Annotated in this window: 24 protein-coding genes; 8 read left to right on the top strand and 16 right to left on the bottom strand. The window is 39.6% G+C overall.

Going from position 1 to position 25,030, the window contains the following annotated elements; genetic code table 11:
• Positions 1 to 606 (top strand): dephospho-CoA kinase, encoded by a 606-nt coding sequence (gene coaE / locus IO68_RS23605; RefSeq protein WP_023013130.1) that lies wholly within the window; start codon positions 1 to 3, stop codon positions 604 to 606.
• On the opposite strand, the gene IO68_RS23600 is transcribed toward coaE, so the two are convergent.
• From IO68_RS23600 to IO68_RS34135, 4 genes are all read right to left on the bottom strand, one after another.
• A complete protein-coding gene (locus IO68_RS23600; RefSeq protein ID WP_007480121.1) occupies positions 603 to 1,514 on the bottom strand; it encodes a DMT family transporter in 912 nt (303 codons plus the stop codon). The genes coaE and IO68_RS23600 overlap by 4 nt on opposite strands.
• 31 nt (positions 1,515 to 1,545) lie before the next feature.
• Positions 1,546 to 2,295: a 23S rRNA (guanosine(2251)-2'-O)-methyltransferase RlmB gene (rlmB, locus tag IO68_RS23595; RefSeq protein WP_004876476.1), complete on the bottom strand. Its 750-nt coding sequence runs from the start codon at positions 2,293 to 2,295 to the stop codon at positions 1,546 to 1,548.
• Between the two features lie 168 nt (positions 2,296 to 2,463).
• Complete coding sequence (locus tag IO68_RS23590; protein ID WP_023013129.1) at positions 2,464 to 2,790, bottom strand: pyrimidine/purine nucleoside phosphorylase; 327 nt, start codon at positions 2,788 to 2,790, stop codon at positions 2,464 to 2,466.
• Positions 2,791 to 2,896: 106 nt separating this feature from the next.
• The gene (locus IO68_RS34135) at positions 2,897 to 3,196 is read right to left on the bottom strand and encodes a hypothetical protein (protein WP_023013128.1); all 300 of its coding nucleotides are present in this window, start codon (positions 3,194 to 3,196) and stop codon (positions 2,897 to 2,899) included.
• Positions 3,197 to 3,437: 241 nt separating this feature from the next.
• On the opposite strand from IO68_RS34135, the gene recN reads away from it, so the two are divergent.
• The 3 genes from recN (at position 3,438) to ruvX (ending at position 6,204) form a co-directional block, all read left to right on the top strand.
• Positions 3,438 to 5,099 (top strand): DNA repair protein RecN, encoded by a 1,662-nt coding sequence (gene recN, locus IO68_RS23580; RefSeq protein WP_023013127.1) that lies wholly within the window; start codon positions 3,438 to 3,440, stop codon positions 5,097 to 5,099.
• A gap of 114 nt (positions 5,100 to 5,213) precedes the next feature.
• On the top strand, positions 5,214 to 5,768 hold the full coding sequence (locus IO68_RS23575) for a YqgE/AlgH family protein (RefSeq protein WP_004876469.1): 555 nt from the start codon (positions 5,214 to 5,216) through the stop codon (positions 5,766 to 5,768).
• Positions 5,761 to 6,204 carry a Holliday junction resolvase RuvX gene (gene ruvX, locus IO68_RS23570; RefSeq protein WP_004876467.1) on the top strand — a complete coding sequence of 148 codons (444 nt, stop codon included), beginning with the start codon at positions 5,761 to 5,763 and terminating at the stop codon, positions 6,202 to 6,204. The genes IO68_RS23575 and ruvX overlap by 8 nt, the downstream gene beginning before the upstream one ends.
• Before the next feature lie 95 nt (positions 6,205 to 6,299).
• On the opposite strand, the gene IO68_RS23565 is transcribed toward ruvX, so the two are convergent.
• The 3 genes from IO68_RS23565 to IO68_RS23555 form a co-directional block, all read right to left on the bottom strand.
• Entirely contained in the window at positions 6,300 to 7,301 is a 1,002-nt protein-coding gene (locus IO68_RS23565; RefSeq protein ID WP_023013126.1) for an HlyD family secretion protein, read from the bottom strand.
• Positions 7,302 to 7,363: 62 nt separating this feature from the next.
• Positions 7,364 to 7,570: a DUF1656 domain-containing protein gene (locus IO68_RS23560; RefSeq protein WP_023013125.1), complete on the bottom strand. Its 207-nt coding sequence runs from the start codon at positions 7,568 to 7,570 to the stop codon at positions 7,364 to 7,366.
• A complete protein-coding gene (locus tag IO68_RS23555; RefSeq protein WP_023013124.1) occupies positions 7,563 to 9,656 on the bottom strand; it encodes an FUSC family protein in 2,094 nt (697 codons plus the stop codon). Before IO68_RS23555 ends, IO68_RS23560 begins: the two co-directional genes overlap by 8 nt.
• 411 nt (positions 9,657 to 10,067) lie before the next feature.
• On the opposite strand from IO68_RS23555, the gene IO68_RS23550 reads away from it, so the two are divergent.
• Positions 10,068 to 10,847 (top strand): IclR family transcriptional regulator, encoded by a 780-nt coding sequence (locus IO68_RS23550; RefSeq protein ID WP_007480130.1) that lies wholly within the window; start codon positions 10,068 to 10,070, stop codon positions 10,845 to 10,847.
• Positions 10,848 to 11,048: 201 nt separating this feature from the next.
• On the opposite strand, the gene IO68_RS23545 is transcribed toward IO68_RS23550, so the two are convergent.
• The 8 genes from IO68_RS23545 to IO68_RS23510 all read right to left on the bottom strand — a co-directional run bounded on the left by IO68_RS23545 (position 11,049) and on the right by IO68_RS23510 (position 19,432).
• Positions 11,049 to 12,209, bottom strand: a complete 1,161-nt coding sequence (locus IO68_RS23545; RefSeq protein ID WP_031234772.1) for a hypothetical protein — start codon at positions 12,207 to 12,209, stop codon at positions 11,049 to 11,051.
• A gap of 116 nt (positions 12,210 to 12,325) precedes the next feature.
• A complete protein-coding gene (gene pgsA, locus IO68_RS23540; protein ID WP_004876453.1) occupies positions 12,326 to 12,913 on the bottom strand; it encodes a CDP-diacylglycerol--glycerol-3-phosphate 3-phosphatidyltransferase in 588 nt (195 codons plus the stop codon).
• 105 nt (positions 12,914 to 13,018) lie between these two features.
• Entirely contained in the window at positions 13,019 to 13,816 is a 798-nt protein-coding gene (locus tag IO68_RS23535; protein ID WP_007480136.1) for a thioesterase family protein, read from the bottom strand.
• 104 nt (positions 13,817 to 13,920) lie between these two features.
• Positions 13,921 to 15,720 (bottom strand): excinuclease ABC subunit UvrC, encoded by a 1,800-nt coding sequence (gene uvrC, locus IO68_RS23530; RefSeq protein ID WP_007480137.1) that lies wholly within the window; start codon positions 15,718 to 15,720, stop codon positions 13,921 to 13,923.
• A gap of 108 nt (positions 15,721 to 15,828) precedes the next feature.
• Positions 15,829 to 16,692: a hypothetical protein gene (locus IO68_RS23525; protein WP_007480138.1), complete on the bottom strand. Its 864-nt coding sequence runs from the start codon at positions 16,690 to 16,692 to the stop codon at positions 15,829 to 15,831.
• Positions 16,693 to 16,800: 108 nt separating this feature from the next.
• Positions 16,801 to 17,217, bottom strand: a complete 417-nt coding sequence (locus IO68_RS23520) for a PH domain-containing protein (RefSeq protein ID WP_004876449.1) — start codon at positions 17,215 to 17,217, stop codon at positions 16,801 to 16,803.
• 88 nt (positions 17,218 to 17,305) lie between these two features.
• The gene (lpxO, locus tag IO68_RS23515) at positions 17,306 to 18,223 is read right to left on the bottom strand and encodes a lipid A hydroxylase LpxO (protein ID WP_004876448.1); all 918 of its coding nucleotides are present in this window, start codon (positions 18,221 to 18,223) and stop codon (positions 17,306 to 17,308) included.
• A 150-nt stretch (positions 18,224 to 18,373) separates the two neighbouring features.
• Entirely contained in the window at positions 18,374 to 19,432 is a 1,059-nt protein-coding gene (locus IO68_RS23510) for a diguanylate cyclase domain-containing protein (RefSeq protein ID WP_007480143.1), read from the bottom strand.
• Between the two features lie 649 nt (positions 19,433 to 20,081).
• Between IO68_RS23510 and fadB the strand changes: the two genes are divergently transcribed.
• Entirely contained in the window at positions 20,082 to 22,235 is a 2,154-nt protein-coding gene (fadB, locus tag IO68_RS23505; protein ID WP_004876445.1) for a fatty acid oxidation complex subunit alpha FadB, read from the top strand.
• 12 nt (positions 22,236 to 22,247) lie between these two features.
• On the top strand, positions 22,248 to 23,420 hold the full coding sequence (fadA, locus tag IO68_RS23500) for an acetyl-CoA C-acyltransferase FadA (RefSeq protein WP_004876444.1): 1,173 nt from the start codon (positions 22,248 to 22,250) through the stop codon (positions 23,418 to 23,420).
• A gap of 62 nt (positions 23,421 to 23,482) precedes the next feature.
• Here the strand turns inward: fadA and IO68_RS23495 are convergent, their stop codons facing one another.
• Positions 23,483 to 24,001, bottom strand: coding sequence for a hypothetical protein (locus IO68_RS23495; protein WP_007480146.1), 519 nt, complete (start codon positions 23,999 to 24,001; stop codon positions 23,483 to 23,485).
• 311 nt (positions 24,002 to 24,312) lie between these two features.
• Here IO68_RS23495 and IO68_RS23490 point away from each other — a divergent pair, with 311 nt between their 5' ends.
• A complete protein-coding gene (locus tag IO68_RS23490) occupies positions 24,313 to 25,011 on the top strand; it encodes a hypothetical protein (protein WP_007480148.1) in 699 nt (232 codons plus the stop codon).
• The last annotated feature ends 19 nt before the right edge of the window (positions 25,012 to 25,030 follow it).

The following is a 25,030-nucleotide window of genomic DNA, read 5'->3' as shown; positions in this document are numbered from 1 at the left end:
ATGGGTTTTATTTTGGGCGTCACCGGTGGCATTGGTAGTGGTAAATCAGCTGCAACCCAATGGTTTGAGTCCCAAGGTATTACCGTGGTTGATGCTGATATTGTTGCTCGCGAAGTGGTTGAACCTGGGCAGTCTGCGTTAGATGCGATTCAAGAAGCTTTTGGAGATTGGGTAATTTCTAATGATGGCTCGCTTAATCGACGTGCATTACGTGAACACATCTTTCAATTCCCTGAAGCACGTCACACCTTAGAGCAAATCACCCACCCTGCTATTCGCCAATCGATTATTGAACAACTTCAACAAGCACAAAGTCCATATGCTATTTTAGTTTCTCCGCTACTCTTTGAAACGAACCAGCACGAACTTGTTCAGCACACTTTACTTATTGATGCAGATGAACAAACTCAATTAGACCGTGCAAGTCAGAGGGATGGTCAAAGTGAAGAGCAAATTCGTAAAATTATTGCAGCACAAATGTCTCGCTCAGAGAAACAAAAACGGGCAAATGATATTATTCTGAATGATGGTCTGCTCGAGCATCTACACACTCAACTGAAGCCCTTACATTTAGAATATTTACAGAAAGCAGAACATTGTTTTTAGTCTTGCTTTTGCTGAGCTAATTGGGTAGCCAAGGTGTCTTTTCTAAACCATCGCCAAGGCTGCAATGCTCCTATTGCCATACCTACTAGTCCACAAGCAATTGCTGCATTTAATGGTTCATTGAGTAGTGGCACAGCAATCAATGCAGCAATAAAAGGTGCTAGCGTCACGATACTACCTGTTTTAAATGCACCTAAGCGCTCAATAGCAGCCACATAAGTAAGTGTCGCAACAATCACAACCAACACCCCGTGAAAAAGCCCTTGAATTAATAAATGTACTGGTGCTGCATCATGAAAATGTTTAGGAATAAACAAAAGATAGATCGGTAGGTAAATGATAGCCGACCAGATCACAACACCGACTGTCGAATGCCAAGCAGACAATTTCCACTGTTTCAATAAAACTGTAAAAATGCCCCACCACACTGCACTTATGAATAGCAGTAGATCCCCCCATCCTAATGCTGAAGCTTGATCATGTAACATTAGATAGCTCATCAGTACTAATGCGCTGATCATAATTACAAGACTTAGCCAAGTATGCTTATCAAAGGGTTGTTTAAATAAAAAGTAAGCTGCGACGGCGGTACATAATGGGATACAGCCATTTAGGAAAATTGCAGCATGTGCAGCGGGCGCATGTAGAAAAGCGGTATAGACCGTGAAGCAGTATGCTAAGCCACCAATACAAGCCAATATAATCGGCTTTGGATCCCATAGAAAAGCAAAGTCTTTTTTATAAATGAGAACGGGAAGTAAAATAATCGAGGCAATCGCAAAACGCATTGCAACCAGATCCCAAACACTCACATGCCAATGCGCATTCAACCGAGAAAAAATTGTAAACCCGCCCCAAATACACATTGTAATCAGAACAAATAAATAGCCTTGTGAGCGAGCAGTCATTTTAAATTAGGTGAAACGAAGATTAGGTGAATTATACACTATTGCGTTGACGACAAGCTTCATAAAGTGCCATACCAGTTGCCACACTGACATTCAAGCTTTGCAAATCACCCATCATTGGAATATAAACCGTCTGATCACATTGGGACTGAGTAATTGGTCTTAATCCCGTATCTTCAGCCCCCATAACAATCACGATTGAGCCATTAAAATCGCACTGTTGAATCGGTAAAGCCTTTTCATCCAACATTGTACCAATGACACGAGTGTGAGTTGTATCTTTTAAATGCGCTAGCGTACGGGCAAGATTAGTGACCTGAATGAATTTAACTTTCTCAGCACCACCAGCTGCAACTTTACGCGCAGTTGGCGTTAAACTTGCTGATCGATCACGAGGCACAATAACTGCTTGAACACCCATTGCCGCAGCTGTACGAATACATGCACCTAAATTATGTGGATCTGTGACTTGATCCAATGCCAATAACAATGGATTAGTATGTTGTTGCATTAACTGATCTAAGTCTTTTTCATTTAAAGTTGGATGCGGTCTTACTGCAGCAACCACCCCCTGATGAAAAGGTAAACCAGCGAGTTTTTCTAAACTATCGCGACTCGCCTTTTGAACACTAATTCCAAATGGCTCTGCGAGTTGTAATATTTTTTGTAAACGTTGATCGTCACGACCTTTTAAAGTGAATAAAGTTAAAACACGTTCAGGCTCTAATTCCAACAATGACTCAACCGAATGAACGCCATAATAATATTCAGGTTTTGCCATGAACGACCTCTAACAATTTCATCTCAACAAAAAATAAAAATCCTGCAAAGTGACTTTACAGGCGAGGAGCGATTATAGCTCCGCAAGAGTATTTAATAAAAAAATCCTGCAAAATGACTTTACAGGATTTCTATTGACTCTAGTGTACTAGATTTAGCAGGAAATAGGTTAACCTTCTAAATGGCAAACATAATCGAGCACTTCATCAGCTTCAATCAGGAAAGTACTATTGCCAGGAACATAAAACGATTGACCTGCGCGGAATAGTTCACTTTCGGCGCTATCTGCAATCTTTACGCGACATTCGCCAGAAATAATTTCCATACGCTCTGGGACATGTGTTTCAAACGTTAAAGGTTGCTCAGTAGGTAAAATCACACCTAAAGTCTTTTTTGTACCATCTTCAAATTGTACTGTATGGCTGATACATGCCCCACCAAAATACACATTCGATTTCTTGATGACCGTTACATGATCAAACTGTACTGAACTCATGCGTACTCTCCAAATAATGCCGCATTTATATTAAGTTATGCTGGACGTAGTTTAATTGTGCCGTGACAACTAATCAATCCATTTTCTAGGCTAAACATAGCAATTTTCATACCTGAGCGAAGATAAGCAAAGTGAAACTTTGCCTGAGCGCAAGACGAGTAGCTATGCTACGAGTGGCGAGAATTAACAAAGCAAAGCTTTGTCCGAGCGCAAGACGAGTAGTTATGCTACAAGTGACGAGAATTAACAAAGCAAAGCTTTGCCTGAGCGCAAGATGAGTAGCTATGCTACGAGTGGCGAAAATTAACAAAGCAAAGCTTTGTCTGGGCGCAAGACGAACAGCTGTGCTGTGAGTTAAGAGGAAAAATAAAGTGAAATATTGTCCCAGCACTAGACCTTGTGCCATATATGGCTCATTTACTGTGGGCAAATTGGAAAAGTAAAACTTAATCCTTCGTAACAACTAAAACTTAGAAAAAAGTTGCTACGCTACAAATCAATTAAGAAAATCATCCAGAACTTTAAATTATGCTGATCACTACTCAGCTATCTATCAAGTAAATAAGGAAAATCCTACATTCAACTCTTGTAGCCCATTTAAAACTTCTCTATCTTTAAGCAAAAGATTCTGTGCATTGGATGCGTTTATGCTCACCCATTTAACTTTAATTAATTTTGCACTTGCTGACCATCTCGCTTTGGATATTGAACAAGGGTTTAATGTTCTCACGGGTGAAACAGGCGCAGGAAAATCATTATTGTTAGATGCTCTTTCCGCATGCTTAGGCGAACGCACAGATACCAACTACGTTCGTTATGGCGCAGATAAAGCCGATGTCACGGCGGTATTTAGTTATCAACCTAAAAGTGCTGAAGCTCACTGGCTCACAGAGCATGAACTGGATGATGATTCAGGTGAAATTCATCTAAGACGAGTTATTTTCGCAACAGGTCGTAGCAAGGCATGGATTAATGGTCGACCAAGTAGTCTGGCTGAACTTAAAGAAATTGGACGTTTACTCGTTCAACTCTATAGTCAACATAGTCAACAGCAGCTGTTAGAACCGCCTTACCCAAAACATTGGTTAGACCGTTATCACAACTTTGCTAAGCCTGCTCATGCCGTTCGCGATGCTTATAGCACATGGCAAAATAATATTCGCCAACACCAAGCCGCGTTAAATGCTCAAGCAACACGTATTCAAAAAATACAAAGCTTAGAATCACAAATCGAAGAATTAGAAGATGTTGTGCAAACTGATTATCGTGAAATTGAACAAGAGTTTGATCGCCTCAGCCATCATGAACATATCATGCAAGACTGCGGTTATGGCTTAAATGTTTTAGATGAAGCTGAACAGAATATCACGCAAGAAGTTGCCTCAATCATCCGTCGACTGGAATCTCATGCAGGTCGTAGCGAACAACTGAGTAATATTTATAATTCCTTATTAAATGCACAAAGTGAAATAGAGGATGCGACCGCAAGCTTGCGTCAGTTTATTGATCGTCAAAGCTTTGATCCTGAACGGATGGAGCAGTTAAATGCTACGCTTGAAGTCTTCCATCGTTTGGCACGTAAACATCGTACACAGCCTGAACTGCTTAAACAAGAATATGAAGTTTGGCAGCAAGAGCTAGAGCAACTGCATCAACTCGAAGATCCAGAAACTTTAGCGGAACAAGTTGAAGTTTCATATCAAGACTTTATGCAAAAAGCTCAACATTTAGATGAAATCCGTCGTGCTGCGGCCATTCCACTTGCCAAACAACTCACTGAGCAAGTGAAACCATTGGCCTTACCTGAAGCACATTTTGAGTTTAAATTTGAGCCATTAGAACCAGCAAATGCTGAGGGTCTTAGTTTCATTCAACTGCTATTTACAGCCAACAAAGGCATCCCGCCACAACCACTGGCACGGGTTGCATCAGGCGGTGAATTGTCGCGTATTGCCTTAGTGATGCAAGTAATGAATGCTGAAAAAACAGATGCAGAAGTATTGGTCTTTGATGAAATCGACGTGGGTATTAGTGGTGGCACAGCTGAAGTCGTCGGACGTTTACTGGCTGATCTTGCTCAACATGTACAATTACTTTGTATCACCCATCAGGCACAGGTTGCAGCACAGTCTGATCAACATCTCTTGGTGAAAAAGCAACAAACAGATCCAGCCAGCAGCACCATTATCGAGTTAGGTGAAGAACAACGGATCTTAGAATTGGCGCGTATGTCAGGTGGTGTTGAAATTAACGATACAACCTTGCAACACGCGAAACAATTACGCCAACTCAAGTTCCAATCAAGCTAAGCTTTGCGACAAAATATCAGAAAATGATTGGCGAAATCCGATTAACTCTTGTATGTTGATAAAAAGAACCTATATAGATAGATCAGCACAACACTTTGATGGAGAACCGCCTAGGTGACGAAACAATATTTAACTCACCGTTGTCTCATCGCTCCACCAGACATGGCAGATGACTTTTTTGCAAATACTGTGATTTATGTTGCTCGCCATGATGAAGAAGGTGCTCAAGGCATTATTATCAACCGCCCTTCTGAACTGCAAATCAAAGAGTTGCTCAATGATTTAGAGATCGATGCAGATAACGTACAGCCTCATGCTGTTTTACAAGGCGGCCCTTTACGCCCTGAAGCGGGTTTTGTCTTACATACAGGTCAACCGACTTGGCATTCCTCTATTGCAGTCGGTGAAAATGTCTGTATCACCACTAGTAAAGATATTTTAGATGCAATTGCACATAATGAAGGTGTTGGACGCTATCAAATTGCGTTAGGCTATGCGAGCTGGAGTAAAAACCAGCTTGAAGAAGAGATTGCGCGTGGCGATTGGTTGATCTGTGATTCTGATATGGATTTGATCTTCAACTTACCTTATGGCGATCGTTGGGACGCTGCCTATAAGAAAATCGGGGTAGATCGTACTTGGTTCGCTTCAGAGATTGGACATGCCTGATATGCAATCATCTCAATCCATTATGGCGTTTGATTTCGGCACACAAAAAATGGGGATTGCGATTGGTCAAGCAAGCATTGAAAGTGCCAATCCACTTCCATTATTTGTGATGAAAGATGGCATTCCTGACTGGAATCAATTGCTCAAGCTAGTCAAAGAATGGCAGCCTAATGTGTTTTTGGTGGGTCTACCCTTAAATATGGATGACAGTGAGTCAGAACTTTCTGCGCGTGCTCGAAAATTTGCACGTCGTTTACGTCATCAAACCAATATTGAAACGTGGATGGTAGATGAACGTCTAACCACGCGTGAAGCACGAGAAGAACTTGAGTATTATCAAAACAAAGGACAAGCAAGACGTTTATCCGCAGATAGTTTTGCTGCTGCCTTGCTCATCCAAAGTTGGTATCGTGATCCTGCGGGGATTACACCTTAAAAGTATAATTTACGCTTTATCATTTAGCGGCATTCGATGCCGCTATTTATAGACTCATTTCTGAACAAATGAGTCTATCTTAAAAAATGGATTGATTATTTTTCAATAATTCTAACTGTCGCAGTACGACCCGAAACAAAAGCCAATGGATTCTTCGGCTGCTCATCTAACACAATCTTTACAGGTACACGTTGCGCCAAACGTACCCAACTAAATGTCGGATTTACATTGGCCAATAAATTTGAACTACCTGAACGCTCTCGGTCTTCAATCCCTGTCGCAACGCCTTGCACATGCCCACGGATTTTTTGACGATCACCCATCAGTTGAATCGTTGCGGCATCACCAACATGAATACGATCGAGTTTAGTTTCTTCAAAATATCCCACAACATAGAGCTGATGGCGATCGAGTAAAGCAGCAACAGCTTGTCCGACTTTCACATAATTACCGACACGTAAATCAAAATTCGATAACGTACCATCAGCAGGTGCAACCACTTCAGAACGATGTAAATTCAACTGCGCCAAATGTAAATTACTATTGGCAACCTCAATCAATGCTTGCTGCTGTTGAATCGCCGCATTCGCCTGTTCAATACTTGCCGTTAATTGCTCACGCTCAGCCAGTGCTTGATCACGTGTTGCAAACACCTGATCTTGCTCTTGTTTAGAAATTGCTCCATCCATTAAGCTAGCGTAACGAGCCGCATTCTTTTCAGCCAATTTCATATTGGCTTCCGTTTTAACCAAACTGGCTTTAGCACCTGCTAGATTTGCATGTGCTTGTGCCAAACCTGCTTTGGCTTTGGCCAAATCAGACTTTGCTTGCTCAACATCCAAGCCTTGACGTGCAACATCAATTTTGAAAAGAACCTGACCTTTTTTTACCGTCTGGTTATCTTGAACAAGCACCTCTGTGACTAAACCATTCACATCTGAAGCGACTTGAATCACATCACCACGGACACGACCATCACGTGTCCAAGGCGCGGCATTGTAGTAATTCCATAAATGCACGATGGTATAAACTGCGATTACAACAGCAACAAGCAATACGATTGGACGTATGATCTTTCGCACATCAAATGCATTCATGTTCATCACCTTTACCACTTATTTTTAAATCATTAATTTCAGGAACAGCGTCTAAACAGACCTTAAACCCACAACCAAACAAACAACCAATGCACCAACAACATGAGACCCAAGTAAAAACATAAGTTAAAAATACTTGGTAATGCGATCCAACCTTTTTGCACTAGACGGTCTGTTAGTGGCGTCAGAAGCTTAAACAGCACATAAGCAATCACAGCCTGTACCAGTAGGATCGGGAAATAGATCCCATAAACGTTAATTTCACCCATGAGACACACCAAAACCAGACGTTTCTGCGTGCATATCTTCAGCAGAAACATGCCCAATACTTTTACAAATATTATTTAAAGAAATTAGTAATCTTTGACGTAGCTCATCATCTTCGATCTGCTGAGCAAGCTGCTGTAGTTGATTCACTTGTTGTACGATTTGCAAAGGAAAATGCCAACTTGATATTTGCTTTTCTTGTGAGTGGAAATACGCAGCAAGCTGGTTTTGTAAAACGGTCACTTCATGCTGCAACTCCACAAGTTGCGGTAACTTTTGACTAATCTCTTGTAAGCGAACCAAATCAACGATTGAGCTACTTTCGATCAATGCATTTTGAATTGCAGCCTTAATTTCAGGATCCTGTACCATCTTGGTATTCAGTACACCAACCCGATCTAACATACTGCGTAGATGAATTTTAAAGTCACTACCATAAGGCATGTGCAGCGCTTGTCGCATCGCTTGATAATGTAAAGCCAAAATACGTGTTGCACTGGCATCTGGAGAAACCGCACGAACCAAATCAATCACAATTAACGAAACCAACACACCTAGGATCATGGCGAATGAACTATCTAAATAGGACACCGCATCCATCGTGTATTTATTGTGGAGATTCAACCCCATCATGGTGTTAATCCCAAGCACCATCCCAACAGGCATTAACATCTGATTTGCCATCATACTGACTGCAACAAGAAACACTGGAAATAAAACCAACGCCAATTGCCAAAAGTGGGTAATATGCGGAAATATTCCAAAAGCGTATAAGAACACCAAACCAGCAGAAACAATGCTGCCCCAAATAAAAATACGCAGTACAGGCACAGGATTATCCAATGCTGTCAAAATACAAGCCGTGATCGCGCCCATTTGCGCCATCATAAAACCAGCCTTCCAGCCAGATAAAATCCACGCCCCAGTCACAATAAAAGTAATCAATACTGCACTAATCCCACCACGAATCGCAATACCATGATCACGATGCAAACTTGGATATTTAGTGGTAATTGCGGTGATTTCAGCAGGAATTTCTTTTTTACCTTGTTGAATCTGTTGCCATAACAATTTCACAGCTAAAGTGTTGCTAATGAAATGACGCACATCCATTTTTAACGCACCCAACACGATTTTTTGCTCAGGTGTCGCTAAATTCATAAGTTCAGAAAAATCATGTTCAAAATCTACTGGCAGTGTCAGTAAGTCATTTGGTGTTAATGTTCTATCCTGTTTGAGGAAGGCCAAGGTATGTTGTCGAATCAGATTGAGATGCGGCATTAAATTCATCAACTGCATTTGCTCAAGCTGTTTGACTCGTTGAGACAAAGCCACCAGATTTGCAACCACTAACGAAACCTGATGCAGCATTTCCTGCAACGGCTTGGTCATGCCTTTAAGCTCACCTTTTTCATAATTCAAATGTACTGCTAGTGCATGAATATCTGATGCATCTCGAGTAATCACAGACAAAATTTGTGTGTAATTTTCTGAAGACTCTTGCGCAGTGATCAACTTTTCAAAAGTACTTTCTAAATCATTCAGTGTTTTATTAACACGCTGTTTAATCATCGTGCCAATATGCACAGGAAAAAGTGTTGCAGAAACAACTGCTGTGGAAATGACACCAACTGAAATTTCGAGTACGCGAGCAAGCGCAATATCAAAAATGTTATAGGTATCAATATAAGTAATCGCGTTATAGACAATCATTGCCGTTGAATAACCCGCCAGCATGAACACATAACTGCGAGGGGTACGGTCTAATAGGGACACGTATAAGGCAAATCCTACCCATAAAGATAAAATGATCGTGAATAACCACGGCGTATTAATAAAATGAGGTGTCAATAATAAAGCAATGATCGCGCCCGCAACTGTGCCTACTAAGCGATAAACACATTTTGAAGACACCATACCTGAGTATGGACTTGCAATAATCATGACCGTTCCAATCGACCACATTGGATTAATCAAATCAAGTTCAAATGAAATAAACAGCGCCAGCATACCTGCCACAAAAATTTTGCACGCAAAAATGATGTCGAGCTGGCTCGGTCTAAAAGCCAACAACTGCTTAAGGATCATGAACTATTCTCAATGCTGAATTAGCCTCTTGCACATTTCCTTATCAGAATAATGAAATGCACACACGCTTGTTGATTCGAAAGACTTCAAATCAGCGTGATAGAGAACTAATTATTTGGAGTGATACACAATGTTTGGACAATTTGCTTAAAAATAATTATCCAAATAAGACATTGTGTTGTTGATTTTTTCAAAACAAAGCAGAATAGTCAAGATAAATTATCACTATTTGATAATTCTTAAATTTAATCTAGAATAAACCTTATAAAATTTATCTTTTTTCTCAATTTCAACCAAAATCTATTGATTAAAAATGATCAGTTTTAAAAGTCCACACACGCTGTTCTGCTTTTCTGTTATAAAGCAATAAAAGTTCGAGTTTCACGTTTTTTTAGGAGTAGACAACCCATCATGGCAATTTCGAGTTTTGGTAAAATTCTCACTGTACTGGATCTCTTTTCAGTGTCACGTCCGATTATCAATGTCGATATCATTTGTGATGAGCTTGGTCTATCCAAACCAACGGCCTATCGTTATCTCAAAGAACTTGTTTCTAGTGATATGTTGAAGCGTATTAGTGGAACTTCTGGTGATTACACTTTAGGGTCTAAGATTGCAGTTTTAGACTATATTTCGCATAGTACTGATCCGCTGGTACAAATCAGCATCCCTTTTATGCGTGATATCGTTGAGCGCACAGAATTATGTTGCTTACTCACTTATTTAAATCATGATTACTGCATTGACCTACATCATGAGACGTTCAAAGAGGCTGAGCTGATCTCTTATGGTCGTGGTTGTCCACGTCCTGTATATGTGGGTGCTTCGCCTAAGATTGTGATCGCACACCTCACCAAGCAACGGATACAAGCTTATTACCAACAGTTCACTCAAGAGTTGGCTCAAGTTGGCTTTGCCAATAACTTAGATGAATTCACTCAACAAATGCGAAAAATTAAAAAGCAAGGCTTCTATTTATCACAAGGTGAGATTGACCCTCTTGTTTGTGGTCTTTCCGTACCTATTCGCTTCTCGAATAAAGAAGCCCCGATTGCGCTCACGTTGGTGGCCTCTAAAAACCGTTTCGATTTTCTAAATATTCAGAAGTTAATTGAAATCTTACAAAACAATGCAGCACAAATTGAGCATAAGTTTGCAACACTTTCAGAGAACCAAATTAATTATATTTGAGAATATTAAAAAATATTTACATTTTTCACCGTTGTAAATATCAACATATTCTCATATTATGATTATGTTCTTCAGCATACTCTCCCAAAAGAGCATGACTTTCCTCAGAGAACTAAGCTCATCGTTGTTATGGGCTTTTTTCTTGCCATCTAAAAATAAAAAAGCCTTCTAAAAAGAAGGCCTCAAGATCATAGTTAATATTTAGCACATGATTTTATGAATCAATTTAGCTTCAACTAACATCTGTTCAGTTTGATCCGCATTGATTGACATTAGGTACTTACCATTGGAGTAATACACTGAATCATCCGCACCAAGCGCATAACTGAGTACCCCTTTCTTCAAAACCTTTTGCTCACCTGATGCAGATTGCTGAACTAATTCCCAATTACGTGGAATCACTCCTGCAAACTTTTCCCCTGCATTTTGATTTTGCTGTAATGTCTTCTGTGCTTTGATTAGGTTACCTTCGACAAATAATTCTTCTTCAGATTTTTGTCTTGCCTTAGCAGGGTTGGCACCAGAGGTCGATTTTAAAGATTCACCTGTATAGCGTTGTGTGAAAAAATCTAACCAACCAAAAATAGCGCGTAAAATTTTAAACGGCGCCATCAAAATATCTTTTATAGAGCTACCACTATAATTTTGACCTTGATATGGTCGTTTTAAATAATATAACTGCCCATTCTTGCCCACCTTTGGTTTATAAAAATCATAACGTGGGTCACTTAGGATTGTTTCAAGTTCCCCTGTTTTGAGATCCAAACGGCAAATTTCTTTAGGGCCAATACTTACATTACCCTGATGATCATAGGCAAAACCACAGCTATCGTAATAAACAACATTGGGATTTTCAGGATCAAAACATGGATGCTCATCCTGACAATCCCCCTCGGTAATATATTGAATACGACTTGAAGCTAAACCCAGAACGCATAAATGACGTTCAAAAGCATAACCTTTGCTTGCAGATAAAATTAAGCGTTGATTCTGCGTATCATAATCAAGATGATGGACAATAAACTCATTATTACGCAGTACCAAAGATTCAGGCTGTTCTAGGGCTGCTAATGATTTGATATAAATCGCACAGCCGTCCTGCAATCGAGCTGCATAAATTATCTGCTGTTCATTCGTCAACACCGCATCTACAGGAAAAATATGCGCTAGCTCATCAGGATCATCATAATTACGCAAGCCCATGAATTGCGCACCTGTACCTGTGGTTTTCCATTGCTTACGTTGCTTAATTTCTTGCAAATTTTTCTTATATTGGCTCACCGCATGACAATCAATACTTTGTGATTGCTGATTTTGCAGTTGATATAACGCTTGATTAGATAAATAAAGTAGAGATGACATTAATTTATTTTCCTGATTCATCGTTTTTAGCATTCACATGATCAAATCAGACCAAGTGAATGCTATGATTTTATTAATATTTTAAGTTTTTAATTAAAGTATATCGAGTACAACATTTACGGTTGTTTCAAATACGGCCATGCTGCTTTCATATAAATAAACATCGACCACAGAGTCAAAATTACTGCGGCGTACAATAAAGCATAAGCCCACATTTCCAATGGCTTCCAATTGAGTAAAAACACACTAATTGCAATCATTTGAAATGCTGTTTTGTATTTCCCCACGGTTGATACTGCAACACTGGTACGCGCACCAAGCTCTGCCATCCACTCTCGTAAAGCCGATACGGTAATTTCACGAGAAATAATCACGATTGCAGCAAATGCCATCGAAATGGTGGGTTGCCATTGCACCAGTACAATCAACGCCGCTGCGACCATTAACTTATCAGCAACTGGATCTAGAAAACGCCCAAAAGCAGATGTCTGATTAAGGGTTCTTGCGAGATAACCATCAAACCAATCTGTCACTGCTGCAAGCACAAAAATGGCTGTCAGCACCATATGCCGCATCATTCCCCCATGATGCTCAGCAATTCCAATCGCTGGTGGCCAATAAGCAATCACCAAAAAAACAGGAATAAGGGCAATGCGCGCCAAAGTCAAAATATTCGGAATGTTCAGGATTCGCCCTGTACTCATAAACACCGCCATGTTGTTCGCATCAAATATGCATGTCGCACAAAGGATGTGCCGAGATTGTATCCAACTGTAAGCAACTTTATACGAAATGCTGCGCAGTGTCGACTAGGCAAAGACAGCAACTGTCTGTCGGAGCACCGCAATTAAACGGTTTTGACTATCCCAGACATAGGCATACTCAGTTGAATAACCATGCTCAGCAACTTGTGTCACGACTTTGTATTTGAACCAATCTTGGATTTGATTCGCAATCGGATCAAGATAAGTAATATGCCATGTTAAAGAACTTGCAGGTGCAGGCGTTTTAAACATCGGCAAGACGCCTGGTGGCCATACGTCCATCAATGCAAATAAATCAGCCAAATACATTTCACGATTTGAATGTTGCTGAGGTGAGAAACGACTCCACCCACCAAAGTCTGGAACTTTACTCCCTGCCATCGGATAGCTTCCTTCCGCCCAACACAATTCAAACTGTTGTAAGCATTCAGGCATTAATCCTTCTAGATAGACCATTTTTTCGAGCTGATCTGGCATTGGGTAATCTGGAACTTGCGGCTGATGATTGACAACAATACGAGATTCTCGACGGAGACCAAAGCTCGCAACTAAAATACTTTGTACCGCATCATCCTGCCATAAACGAACCTCTAAGCTGGTAACAGATTTACCTTTTCGAAGAATTTCAGCTGTCAATTTCGCTTGCCCCTGCTGTACAGGCCCAACAAAAGTGACATTACAGCTCAATAACTGCTTTTCAGGATCATTCACTGCACAAATTGCTTTTTGGACCAATAGTCCAGCAACTAAGCCACCAAAGACAGTACGCCCCTGTAGCCATCCCGCGGGGATATCAATCCATTCTTGTTGTTCAATTTGTTGATAAAGAGAAAGCAATGACATTGTTTTTCCTTAACTGTCAAAACATCCTATCTTTGAATGTTTTGGTTGATTTGTGAATGGTCATTAACTTATCAGTCAGTGAATAATTTGGTCAATCGGTCAAATTATTCATGCAAAATTTTATAAATTGTCCTAGCCATGACTTCCCCCAAGCCTGGCACCAACATCAGTTCTTTTTCAGATGCTTTTAATACACCTTGAATGCCACCAAAATGCGTGAGTAAATCTCGGCGGCGTTTCGGACCCAGTCCAGGAATCGCCTCTAATACGGAACTACTGCGACGTTTATCCCGCTTTGCGCGGTGCTTCGTGATCGCAAAACGGTGCGCCTCATCTCGGACCTGCTGAATCAAATGCAATGCTTTATGATCTTCAGACAATTGAATCTTCGTACCATCAGTAAAGTGAAGCGTCTCTAAGCCGGGTTTCCGCCCTTCACCTTTTGATACTCCAATCATAAATACATCTAACTCAAGCTCTTGCATCACGTCCATTGCCATATGCAGCTGACCTTTACCGCCATCAATCAGAAGCAAGTCAGGCAACATATTCTTCTTATAACGACGGATTAATGCTTGACGCATCGCTGCATAGTCATCGCCACCTGTAATATCTTGAATGGCAAATTGGCGATAATCGCGTTTTCGTGCTCCGCCCTGATCGAATACAACACAGGAAGCAATTGGTGCTTCACCCATCGTATGGCTAATATCAAAACACTCGATTCGATCAATTGGTCTTCCTACCACTTGCTCAAGCTGATGAAAACGCTCATTTAACTCTAAGTGATTACTGAGTTTGCCTTTAATTGCATGCTGAACATTCATTTGCGCCAGCTCTTGCCACTCAGCTCGGGTCTCACGCACTTTATGCTTAATTTGAACTTTTTTATTAAAGGTTTGTTGTAAGGCTTCTTCTAATTGTACTCGATCAGGCACTTCAACATTCACAATCAACTCAGTCGGAACCTCATCCGCAACCTGAAAATAAAAATTGGCAATAAAGTCGCTTAACATCTGTCCTAAATCATCACCCAACATATCTGGGAAATAGCTCTTACCGCCTAACATCCGCCCATTACGGACATACATAATTTGCACGCAAGTCACACCAGCCTGATAAGCGATTGCTAAAATATCGGCTTCACCTTTAATTTTAAATACAGCTTGCTGTGCCTGTACCTCGCGTAATAATGCGAGACGATCACGATAAAAAACGGCTTTCTCAAATTCTAGCTCTGCGGCAGCCTGCTCCATTTTCCCAATCAACTCTTGGTTTAACTCTTTCGTATCACCTTGCAAAAAGCGGATCGAGTTATCAACATCCTCTTTGTATTCTTCAGGACTAATCAACCCAACACAAGGGGCAGTACAACGTTTGATTTGATACTGAAGACATGGTCGTTTTCGTTGTGAGAAATAGCTATTTTCACACTGCCTGACATTAAATAGCTTTTGTAAAACCAGCAAGGTATCTCTTGCACTATATGCACTTGGATAGGGACCAAAGAACTTACCAATTTGATGTTTGCCCTTGCCACGTCCACTGGCAATTCGTGGAAAAGGTTTATCGGCTGAGACAAAGATATATACATAGGACTTATCATCCCGCAACATAATGTTATATGGCGGACGATGTAGTTTAATTAGGTTTTGTTCAAGTAATAAGGCTTCGGTTTCAGAACGAACCACCAGCGATTCAATATCATAAATTCGAGCAACCAATGCTTGTGTTTTAGGATGCTCAATGGTTTTTACAAAATAGCTCGAAACACGATTTTTTAAATTTTTTGCCTTGCCAACATACAATAGCTCGCCATCCTTGCCTAGCATTTTATAAACGCCGGGCAATTGGGTCATATGAGCAAGTATTTTTTCAATGTGTTCACGAGCGTTTGAGTTCACAGCAGACTTTCATTATCAGTAATGCTTTTGATGATGTAGTCTGAATAGATGAATTTCAAGTCAATTGAGTTGAAATCCATTTATTGAATCACTCAAGACATGGTCAAATCAAAAGACTTTACTTAACACTCTATCTACACTCTTGAAGGCCGATTCATTAAAGAACTCACATGCCAGTTCATTTGCTGGTGATACAGCATTTACTTCTCTTGTATTGTGATAAAAACCCCAATACTCCCGAGATTGATGGCGAATTCGGGTATCAGCTAAATTCATCTCAGTATTCGGTTGAAATGCTGTCCACGCGGCATTTTGCCAAATTCCTTGATTTTGAATATTACTATTGGTACTGACATGCGACAGATTTTGTGTTGGATAAGATTCAATATAATCTTGAGTACTCAACTGAACTTGTTTTTGCCAACACGTTGCGCCTGACGGGAACTTATCTTGAGTCGATAATAATAAGGCCTGAATAATTTGTAAGGTTGCATCACTAATCGAAGATGAAGCTGATGCTTGAGTTAAAAAGTAATTCACATAATCAGAAACATCTAAACCAGATAAATCAATTTTCTTTAGTTGATAGGTCAATTTAAAACTTGTTCTTTGCTCTAAATTACTAGGTTCATATTCCAACACAGTATCACTAAATGTTGCTTTACGACCCACAATATAAGCAGCATTTGTATTCTGTGGTGGAAATATCGTTGATATTCCATTGTTGGTTATAAAATTACGCAGTGCTTCAGTCTGTAACTTCGGTGTTTCTGTATAACTAATTAAAAGATCATTATTTTTATCAACTTGATATGATTTTTTAGTGAGTTTATTTGAGGTGTTTGCCGTCGCAATATCATAACTATAAAAGGCTTTATTCTTTGGATCAACAGTTCCATAGATATCATCATTTTCATCGCTACAAGCAACTAAGCTTAAAAGACTTAAACTAATCAATAATTGTTTTTTCATTATGTTTTCTCGTGGTTAAAATGAATTAAATACCATCAAAATTATACCACTTGATATAATTAAAAATATAAAATTATTAGAGATACAGCAAAATGAACAGCCTGATAATTACTTAGTCAAATCGTGTTCTAATGCAAGACAGAAAGCTTTTTGATCTTTAGGTGAAACCAAAATATGTGTCACATTGCCATTTTTTGCATAATCAATGCGTAAACGATCTAAAGACAAAGCAGGCGAAGAAATTAAATGATTCGATGCACTTATTTTTATAATATCAGCCTTATTTATTTTCCATTTAAATAGCATTGAATGAATGATTAAATCATTCTCTGTCACGATATAACGTGTATTGAAGATCGGCCACCAAAGCAAAACTATCGTGAATAAGTAAACAGCAGCATGTTCAGGATATTCTTGCATTGTTCCTTTCACATACATCGTCCATAAAAATTGCAATAATAGGCCTGTTGTTGCGATCACCACGCCCCAGAACCACCAATCTATTTTTGAACGAAAGGTTTGCATATTTTTTCCTATGCTTAATTTTAGAAATTAAAAATATTTTATAAACAAAGTATAAAAAACGCCCTTCAAGGGCGCCTTATATTTTCACTTATTTAAACACATAAGGTCTTATAAAAATAAGGAAAAATAATCCCAGCATAATGAACCACTTCAAAAAGTAATAAAGCTGACGGTTCGATTTCTTTAATGCTTTCGCTTTAATACGAATCTGATAAACATAACCAAAGACTTTGTTTAGACCACCTGTTTGATCACCTGCTTCATTCGGAGAACTCGCAGCGGTCATCACGCTTTTGCCAAACCAGTGATTAAATTTTTCCATCAAACGTGTTTTTAAAGGACGTTCCACATCAGCGAAAAAGATAATACGATTTTGATCAGTCTTATTTTCAGCATAATGAATATAAGTCTCATCAAAGACCACACTTTCACCATCACGCCATGAATAACGCTCACCATCGACATCAATAAAGCAACGATCATCATTGGGTGTAATCAAACCCAAGTGATAACGTAATGAGCCTGCATAAGGGTCACGATGACGAACCAAACGGCTATCAGGTGCAAGCTCAGTAAACATCGCTGCTTTAATTGTTGGGAGTGTTTTCAATAAAGCCGTTGTTTTAGGGCAGAGTTCAGCCGCAGATGGATGAGCCGAGTCATACCATTTCAAATAGAAACGCTTCCAACCTGTTTTAAAGAACGAGTTGAAACCTAAGTCATCGTAAGTACTTGAGGCTTTAATTCCTCCTTTTTCATACAATGCTTTTGCTTCGTCTCGAATCATTTCCCAATTTTCATCTAGAACTTTTAAGTCCTTAAAATGTTGAGTATCAATATAAGGCTGATTCGGCACTTTTGAGAACATGTACATCAAGAAATTGATCGGCGCTAAAATCGTTGAATGGTCAAAGAATTGACGATAAAACGAGTGCTTCACTTTACCACGACGCTGAATATAAAGCGCTGATATGATAAAGATCGCTAATATGATCCATTTAATCATTGAAATCGGCACAAAAAAATTAATCGCCAAATTTTAACACCATCGCCTATAATTTCTATACGCTTTTGATGAATTCCTCTTCCCTGCAAATACATAAAAATATTAATCATTAAATATCAAAATCTTATGATACAAAAGTTTATCTGCTTTTTAACTTTTCACCTTTAATTGTTTCTTTGCTTGGTACATACGAGCATCTGCTTCATGAAGCAAAGCTGCTGCTTCAAGATAGCCCTCAACATGATCTGTTTGTTTTATGCCAATACTCAGGGTAATGGTGGGTTCAATTTGCTGAATATATTGCAATAATCGCGGAACAAAACTTTCTGTCGCTTGTAATTCGGTACAACGAGGAAAAATAATACAAAACTCATCTCCTCCACACCGAAAGCAATGATCATCCAACCGCGCAACAAAGCGTATTCCATCGGCAACAATTTTTAGAATTTGATCTCCGCGTGGATGCCCAAAACTATCATTTATCACTTTAAAATCATTGATATCAATAAAAACAACTGTAACAGGTTCAAGCGCATGTTCTGCTGCACAAATCGTTGCATTCAAAATGCTATTGAGGTGTCTTACATTTAATAAACCCGTCAAGGCATCTGTCTGAGACAGTGCCTCCATTTGTTGAGCACGATCTTCTAAAACATTGGCATATTGTTCAATTTTTTCTTTTGATGTTTTTAATTCACTGACGAGACTCCATACATAAGTTTCGACCACCAGTGAAATATCAAACATAAATAGTTTTTCCAGCGTACAACTCACCTCATGAAATTGTTCAGTATCCCCCAATTGCTCATAAACCAAAGACATCAAACGCGTTTTTAAATGATAAATCGCTGATAAATATAATTTAGGTTCAACACCAATTCGCTTATGAACCAAACCGATTCTTAAACGATTATTGACATAATTTGCATCGTAACTTCCTGAAAATAATTCAGTGACATATTGTCGTTGTGCACGCTGCAATCGGGACAAGGTATCGACATCACCAATTAATGTCGCGATTTCAACCACTGACGTTTGTTGCTGATAAAACTCGATAACCACTTGATCGAGCAAAGGTTCCAACATAATTCCAAGCTGTACGAGACTCATTAACTCTTTATTGGTCAATGAAAGTAATGATTTTCGGTACTCTATTTCCTCACTGGAAATATGCATCTGTTTCATCAATGTTTGATCTGTTGGTTTCATCCGTATCCACCCTTGCTCAAACTGATTGAATGTGTCTTCGACTTCATCTATAAATCAAGTCAGACGACATTAAAAAGTGATTGAGCCTTCAAAACATTTGTAGTTACCACACCAAGGCCACAAGCATTTTCACAATCCCTTTAAAAATGGATATAACTAACAATTTTTGTCAGTCTAAAAATCCATTTTCCAACTCAAAAAACAACTTAAAAATACAAATCAAAAACTTAAAATAAAAATTGAGCGCTACACATCATTAATAAGCAACAAATAAGCCAACTACATCAAAAAACATATCGTAAAGTGATGAAATAAACAGAGTTTCTAAAAGTTTAATGACTGACAAGACAATCTCAGGCTCGTTTTGAGCTATATTTTCATTTACAAGGCCTCAACACACCATAAATGACCACCGACAATAAAACATTAATTATTGTTTTTTATAAAAATTCTAAAAAATAATAATGAAGTAATTCTGATAAATCTTAGCCTAAAAAGAATAGATGACCCTAGCGTCACGGCTTGATACAACTTGTTATGTCCTTTTTGGATATAGTTATCGTAAGATTAGCGAAGCATTTTGTGCACTTAATTGCACTCAGGCTTTATGACATCAACTCAGAATCCTCCACAACAAGGGAGATCAGGCATGATCCACGCTGGCAATGCCATTACCGTCCAAATGCTTGCGGACGGAATTGCAGAATTCCGCTTTGACTTACAAGGTGAGTCGGTTAATAAATTTAACCGTGCGACCATTGAAGACTTCCAAGCAGCGATTGCTGCAGTTAAAGCCAATAACGATATTAAAGGCTTAGTTGTTACTTCTGGCAAATCAACATTTATCGTTGGTGCTGACATTACTGAATTTGGCGACAATTTCGCTGCTGGTGAACAAGCAATCATTGATTGGCTTATGCCTGTACACGAAATCTTCAACAGTTTTGAAGATTTAGATATCCCTAAAGTAGCTGCGATCAATGGCATGGCACTTGGCGGTGGCTTTGAAATGTGCTTAGTGTGTGACTACCGTGTCATGTCTGAGCAAGCTCAAGTTGGCTTACCAGAAATCAAATTGGGTATCTATCCTGGTTTTGGTGGTAGCGTACGTTTAAGCCGTGTCATCGGTATCGACAATGCCGTTGAATGGATGGCAATGGCGAATCCGAAGAAACCAGCTGCTGCGCTTAAAGATGGTGCTGTAGATGCAGTTGTTGCTGCTGACAAACTCCAAGAAGCTGCTGTTGACTTAGTTAAACAAGCACTTGCTGGTCGTTTGAACTGGAAAGCAAAGCGTCAAGAAAAATTAGACGCAATTAAATTGAACCCACTTGAACAAATGATGGCGTTCAATACAGCGAAAGGTGCGGTTCTTGCTAAAGCAAATCCTGCGCAGTACCCTGCTCCAAAATTATTACTTGATTCTTTACAAGCAGGCGCAAGCTCAACACGTGATGATGCATTAAAAGCAGAAGCTCAAGGTTTTGCTAAAGCAGCAATCACACCACAAGCTGGTGCATTAATCGGTTTATTCATCAACGATCAAGTTGTGAAGAAAACTGCGAAAAAATATGAGAAAGGTGCTCATCCTGTAAACCAAGCAGCTGTTTTAGGTGCGGGTATCATGGGTGGTGGTATTGCTTACCAAGCGGCAAGCAAAGGCACTCCAATCATCATGAAAGACATTGGTAACCCACAACTTGCACTCGGTATGAAAGAAGCGAATGGCTTGCTCACTAAGCAAGTTGAACGCAAGAAAATGAAACCAGCGCAAATGGGTGAAACACTTGCTCGCATCCGTCCTACTTTGAGCTACGATGAGTTTAAAGAAGTGGATATCGTGATCGAAGCGGTAACTGAAAATCCAAAAGTTAAAGAAATCGTACTTGCTGATACTGAAAAACATGTTCGTGAAAACACGATCATTGCCTCTAACACATCTACAATCTCGATTACTCGTTTGGCGAAAGCATTACAACGTCCTGAAAACTTCGTTGGTATGCACTTCTTCAACCCAGTACACATGATGCCATTGGTTGAAGTCATTCGTGGTGAGAAAACTTCTGAAGAAGCAATCGCAACAACTGTTGTTCTTGCTCAGAAAATGGGTAAAACACCAATCGTTGTAAACGACTGCCCAGGCTTCTTAGTAAACCGTGTATTGTTCCCTTACTTCGGTGCATTCGACCTACTTGTTAAAGACGGTGCTGACTTCCAGCAAGTTGATAATGTAATGGCGAAATTTGGCTGGCCGATGGGTCCTGCATACCTGATCGACGTTGTTGGTATCGACACGGGTGTTCATGGTGCAGAAGTGATGGCAGAAGGTTTCCCTGACCGTATGAAGCCTGACTACAAAGGTTCTATCGAAGCAATGTATGAAGCAAAACGTCTTGGTCAAAAGAATGACGTTGGTTTCTACAAATACGTGTTAGATAAGAAAGGTAAGAAAGCGAAAACTGTTGATCCAACAGCATACGAAATCATCGCTCCTTACGTTACTGGTGAAAAACGCGAGTTTGATAACCAAGAAATCATTGATCGTATGATGCTTGCTTTCTGTAACGAAACCGTTCGTTGCTTAGAAGACAACATTGTTGCAACTGCTTCTGAAGCAGATATGGCGATGATCATGGGTGTAGGTTTCCCTCCATTCCGTGGTGGTCCATGCCGTTACATCGACCAAACTGGTGTTGCTGAATACGTTGCGCTTTGCGACAAATATGCACACTTAGGTAAGGCTTATGAAGCGCCACAAATGTTGCGTGACATGGCTGCTAACAACACAAAATTCTACGGTTAAGGAGCGACGTGAATGGCTACTTTAAATCCACGTGACGTTGTGATTGTTGATGGCGTTCGTTCTGCCATGGGCAAATCACGTAACGGTATGTTCCGCAATGTACGTGCCGACAGTTTATCTGCTGAATTAGTACGTGCACTTGTTGCTCGTAACCAGTTTGATACCAATGAAGTTGAAGACGTAATTTGGGGCTGTGTAAACCAAACTTTAGAGCAAGGTATGAACATTGCTCGTAACATTGGTTTATTGGCTGATATTCCAAAAACTGCTGGTGGTCAAACAGTAAACCGTCTTTGTGGTTCTTCTATGCAAGCAATCCATACGGCTGCTGCTCAAATCGCGACGAATCAAGGTGATGTATTCATCATTGGTGGTGTTGAGCATATGGGTCACGTCGGTATGATGCATGGTATCGACCTGAACCCTGAAGCATCTAAACACTATGCAAAAGCATCTAACATGATGGGCTTAACGGCTGAAATGTTAGGTCGCATGAACGGTATCTCTCGTGAAGAGCAAGATGCATTTGGTGTTGAATCTCACCGTCGTGCGTGGGCTGCAACTCAAGAAGGTCGTTTCAAAAACGAAATCGTTGGTGTAGAAGGTCATGATGCCAATGGCTTCAAAATCCTTTGCGACATCGACGAAGTAATTCGCCCAGATGCAAACCTTGAAGCGTTCCAAGCATTGAAACCAGTGTTTGATCCTAAAGGTGGTTCAGTAACAGCTGCAACTTCATCTGCTCTTTCTGACGGTGCATCTGCAATGTTGTTGATGTCTGCTGAACGTGCTCAAGCATTGGGTTTAAAACCACGTGCTGTAATTCGTTCAATGGCAATTGCAGGTTGTGATGCTGCAATCATGGGTTATGGTCCAGTTCCAGCAACTCAAAAAGCACTTAAACGTGCTGGTTTGACGATGGCTGATATCCAAACGATTGAGTTAAACGAAGCATTTGCTGCTCAAGGCTTATCTGTAATGAAAGGCTTAGGCGTTTATGACAAACAAGACATCATCAATCTGAATGGTGGTGCGATTGCATTGGGTCACCCATTGGGTTGTTCAGGTGCACGTATCACAACAACATTGTTGAACGTGATGGAACAACAAGATACGCAAATTGGTCTTGCGACCATGTGTATCGGTCTTGGTCAAGGTATCGCGACCATTATCGAACGTGTTTAATCAACACTGAGATAAAAAATCCCCGCTATATGCGGGGATTTTTTATAGCTAGGATAAAATTTTTAACGCGGAAACAATGGACTCGGTGGAGGATTTAATCCATCTCGGATTTGCTGTTGTAATTTCAAAAGATCGCTAAGATCAACTTTCATTGTTCCATTCTGAAAATCAATTGCATTATCCCGATTGATATTCAATGGTTCTAGCATTTTAAAAACACCATTCGTTGGATCTGATGACTGAAAACCGTTTGCCACCGCCAAAATATATTGTTGTAATATCGCTGGAACGTATGACAAATCAGGTTGAGCAGCTTGAGGCTGGTAATTAAGACCTCCAACACTTTCACTCACTTCTTGATTTTGCATATCTAAATTGACTTTATAGAGATAATGTTGAAGGGCTTGTCGTACATTTTTATCTTCTTGATATGGAACAATCCCAACTTCTTCACGTAACTCAGATTCAGCCATGAGACGGATCGTAGGCAGTGAAGCCACTTCATCCTCAGCATAAACAGCAGGTACGCCCATCATAGAAGAAAAAATAAAAATGAGGGCTGATCGTTTTAAAACGTTCATCGCTTACTCCAAAAATCATTCACCATATGCAAACTTCAACCAGCTCAAGATGAATAAATAAAATCTATAAAATTAGGTTACAACAAAGTCGTTATAGATTCAGTATGGGTCTGATAAACGGTAAATATCATTAAAATTTTGTACTAAATAGCAAATTATTCGCCCTTATAAAATATGTGTAATCTTTGTAAAAATCAGCATATTAGTCATAAAACGTCTAGCTTCAACTCATTTTTTTTATTATGGTCTTTTGATTGTTTTATAAATATTCATTTTTTTGATTTTAAAATTCAAATCATTAGGAGTCTTAGATGTTGTTCACTTCAATGAAAATAACAAGTGTGATCGCACTGACAGGGATACTATTATCAGGCTGTGCAACCAAAACGCTCATCACAAAAGATCATAAAACTTATAATCGAACCACCAAAGTTACTTTAGTTGAAGATAATGTTGTTGCCTTTGGTCGCCCTGCCCAACTATCTGCAAATTTACCTAAAGATAGCATTGTGATTGCGGGTCAAAAGAATAGCTATGTCCTCACTCAGGGAGGTGCACAGTTCTTCACTCTTATCAGCAAGCTTGATCCTAAAAATATCCAAATCACGCGAGACCTCAGTTTTTATTCTGAAAAAAATGACGGGCATTTCTCAGGCACACTGCCGCTTTCTTATGTAAAGCTCAAAGAAGATTTAAGCAAAAAAGACTTAGCGTTTTTCATTGAAAATGGTGCGAGAGAATGCTCAAGTTCTAGTGATGAACGTATGCAAGCACAGCGATTCTGTTTTGATCTTAAATTGGCTGGTGTGGTGTATCCTGTTGCTAACAACCTCACTTCACTCAAAGCACTCAGCAAGGCCTATCAAGTTACAATCTACACAAATAAGCAAGAAAGTTACCAATCAAAATCTAGCTTAAATCCTTTTGAGAAGCTGGTGCTGCTACCTTTTGCAGTTGCAATTGATGTCGTTAGCCTACCTTTCCAAGCGGCAGAGAAAATTTTCGATTGATGATCATTAAAAAAGACAA

It is taken from the genome of Acinetobacter sp. COS3 (assembly GCF_000475335.1).
GTDB lineage: Bacteria > Pseudomonadota > Gammaproteobacteria > Pseudomonadales > Moraxellaceae > Acinetobacter > Acinetobacter venetianus.
The sequence above is the reverse complement of the archived record's forward strand: the minus strand, read 5'-3'. Positions and strand labels throughout refer to the sequence as shown.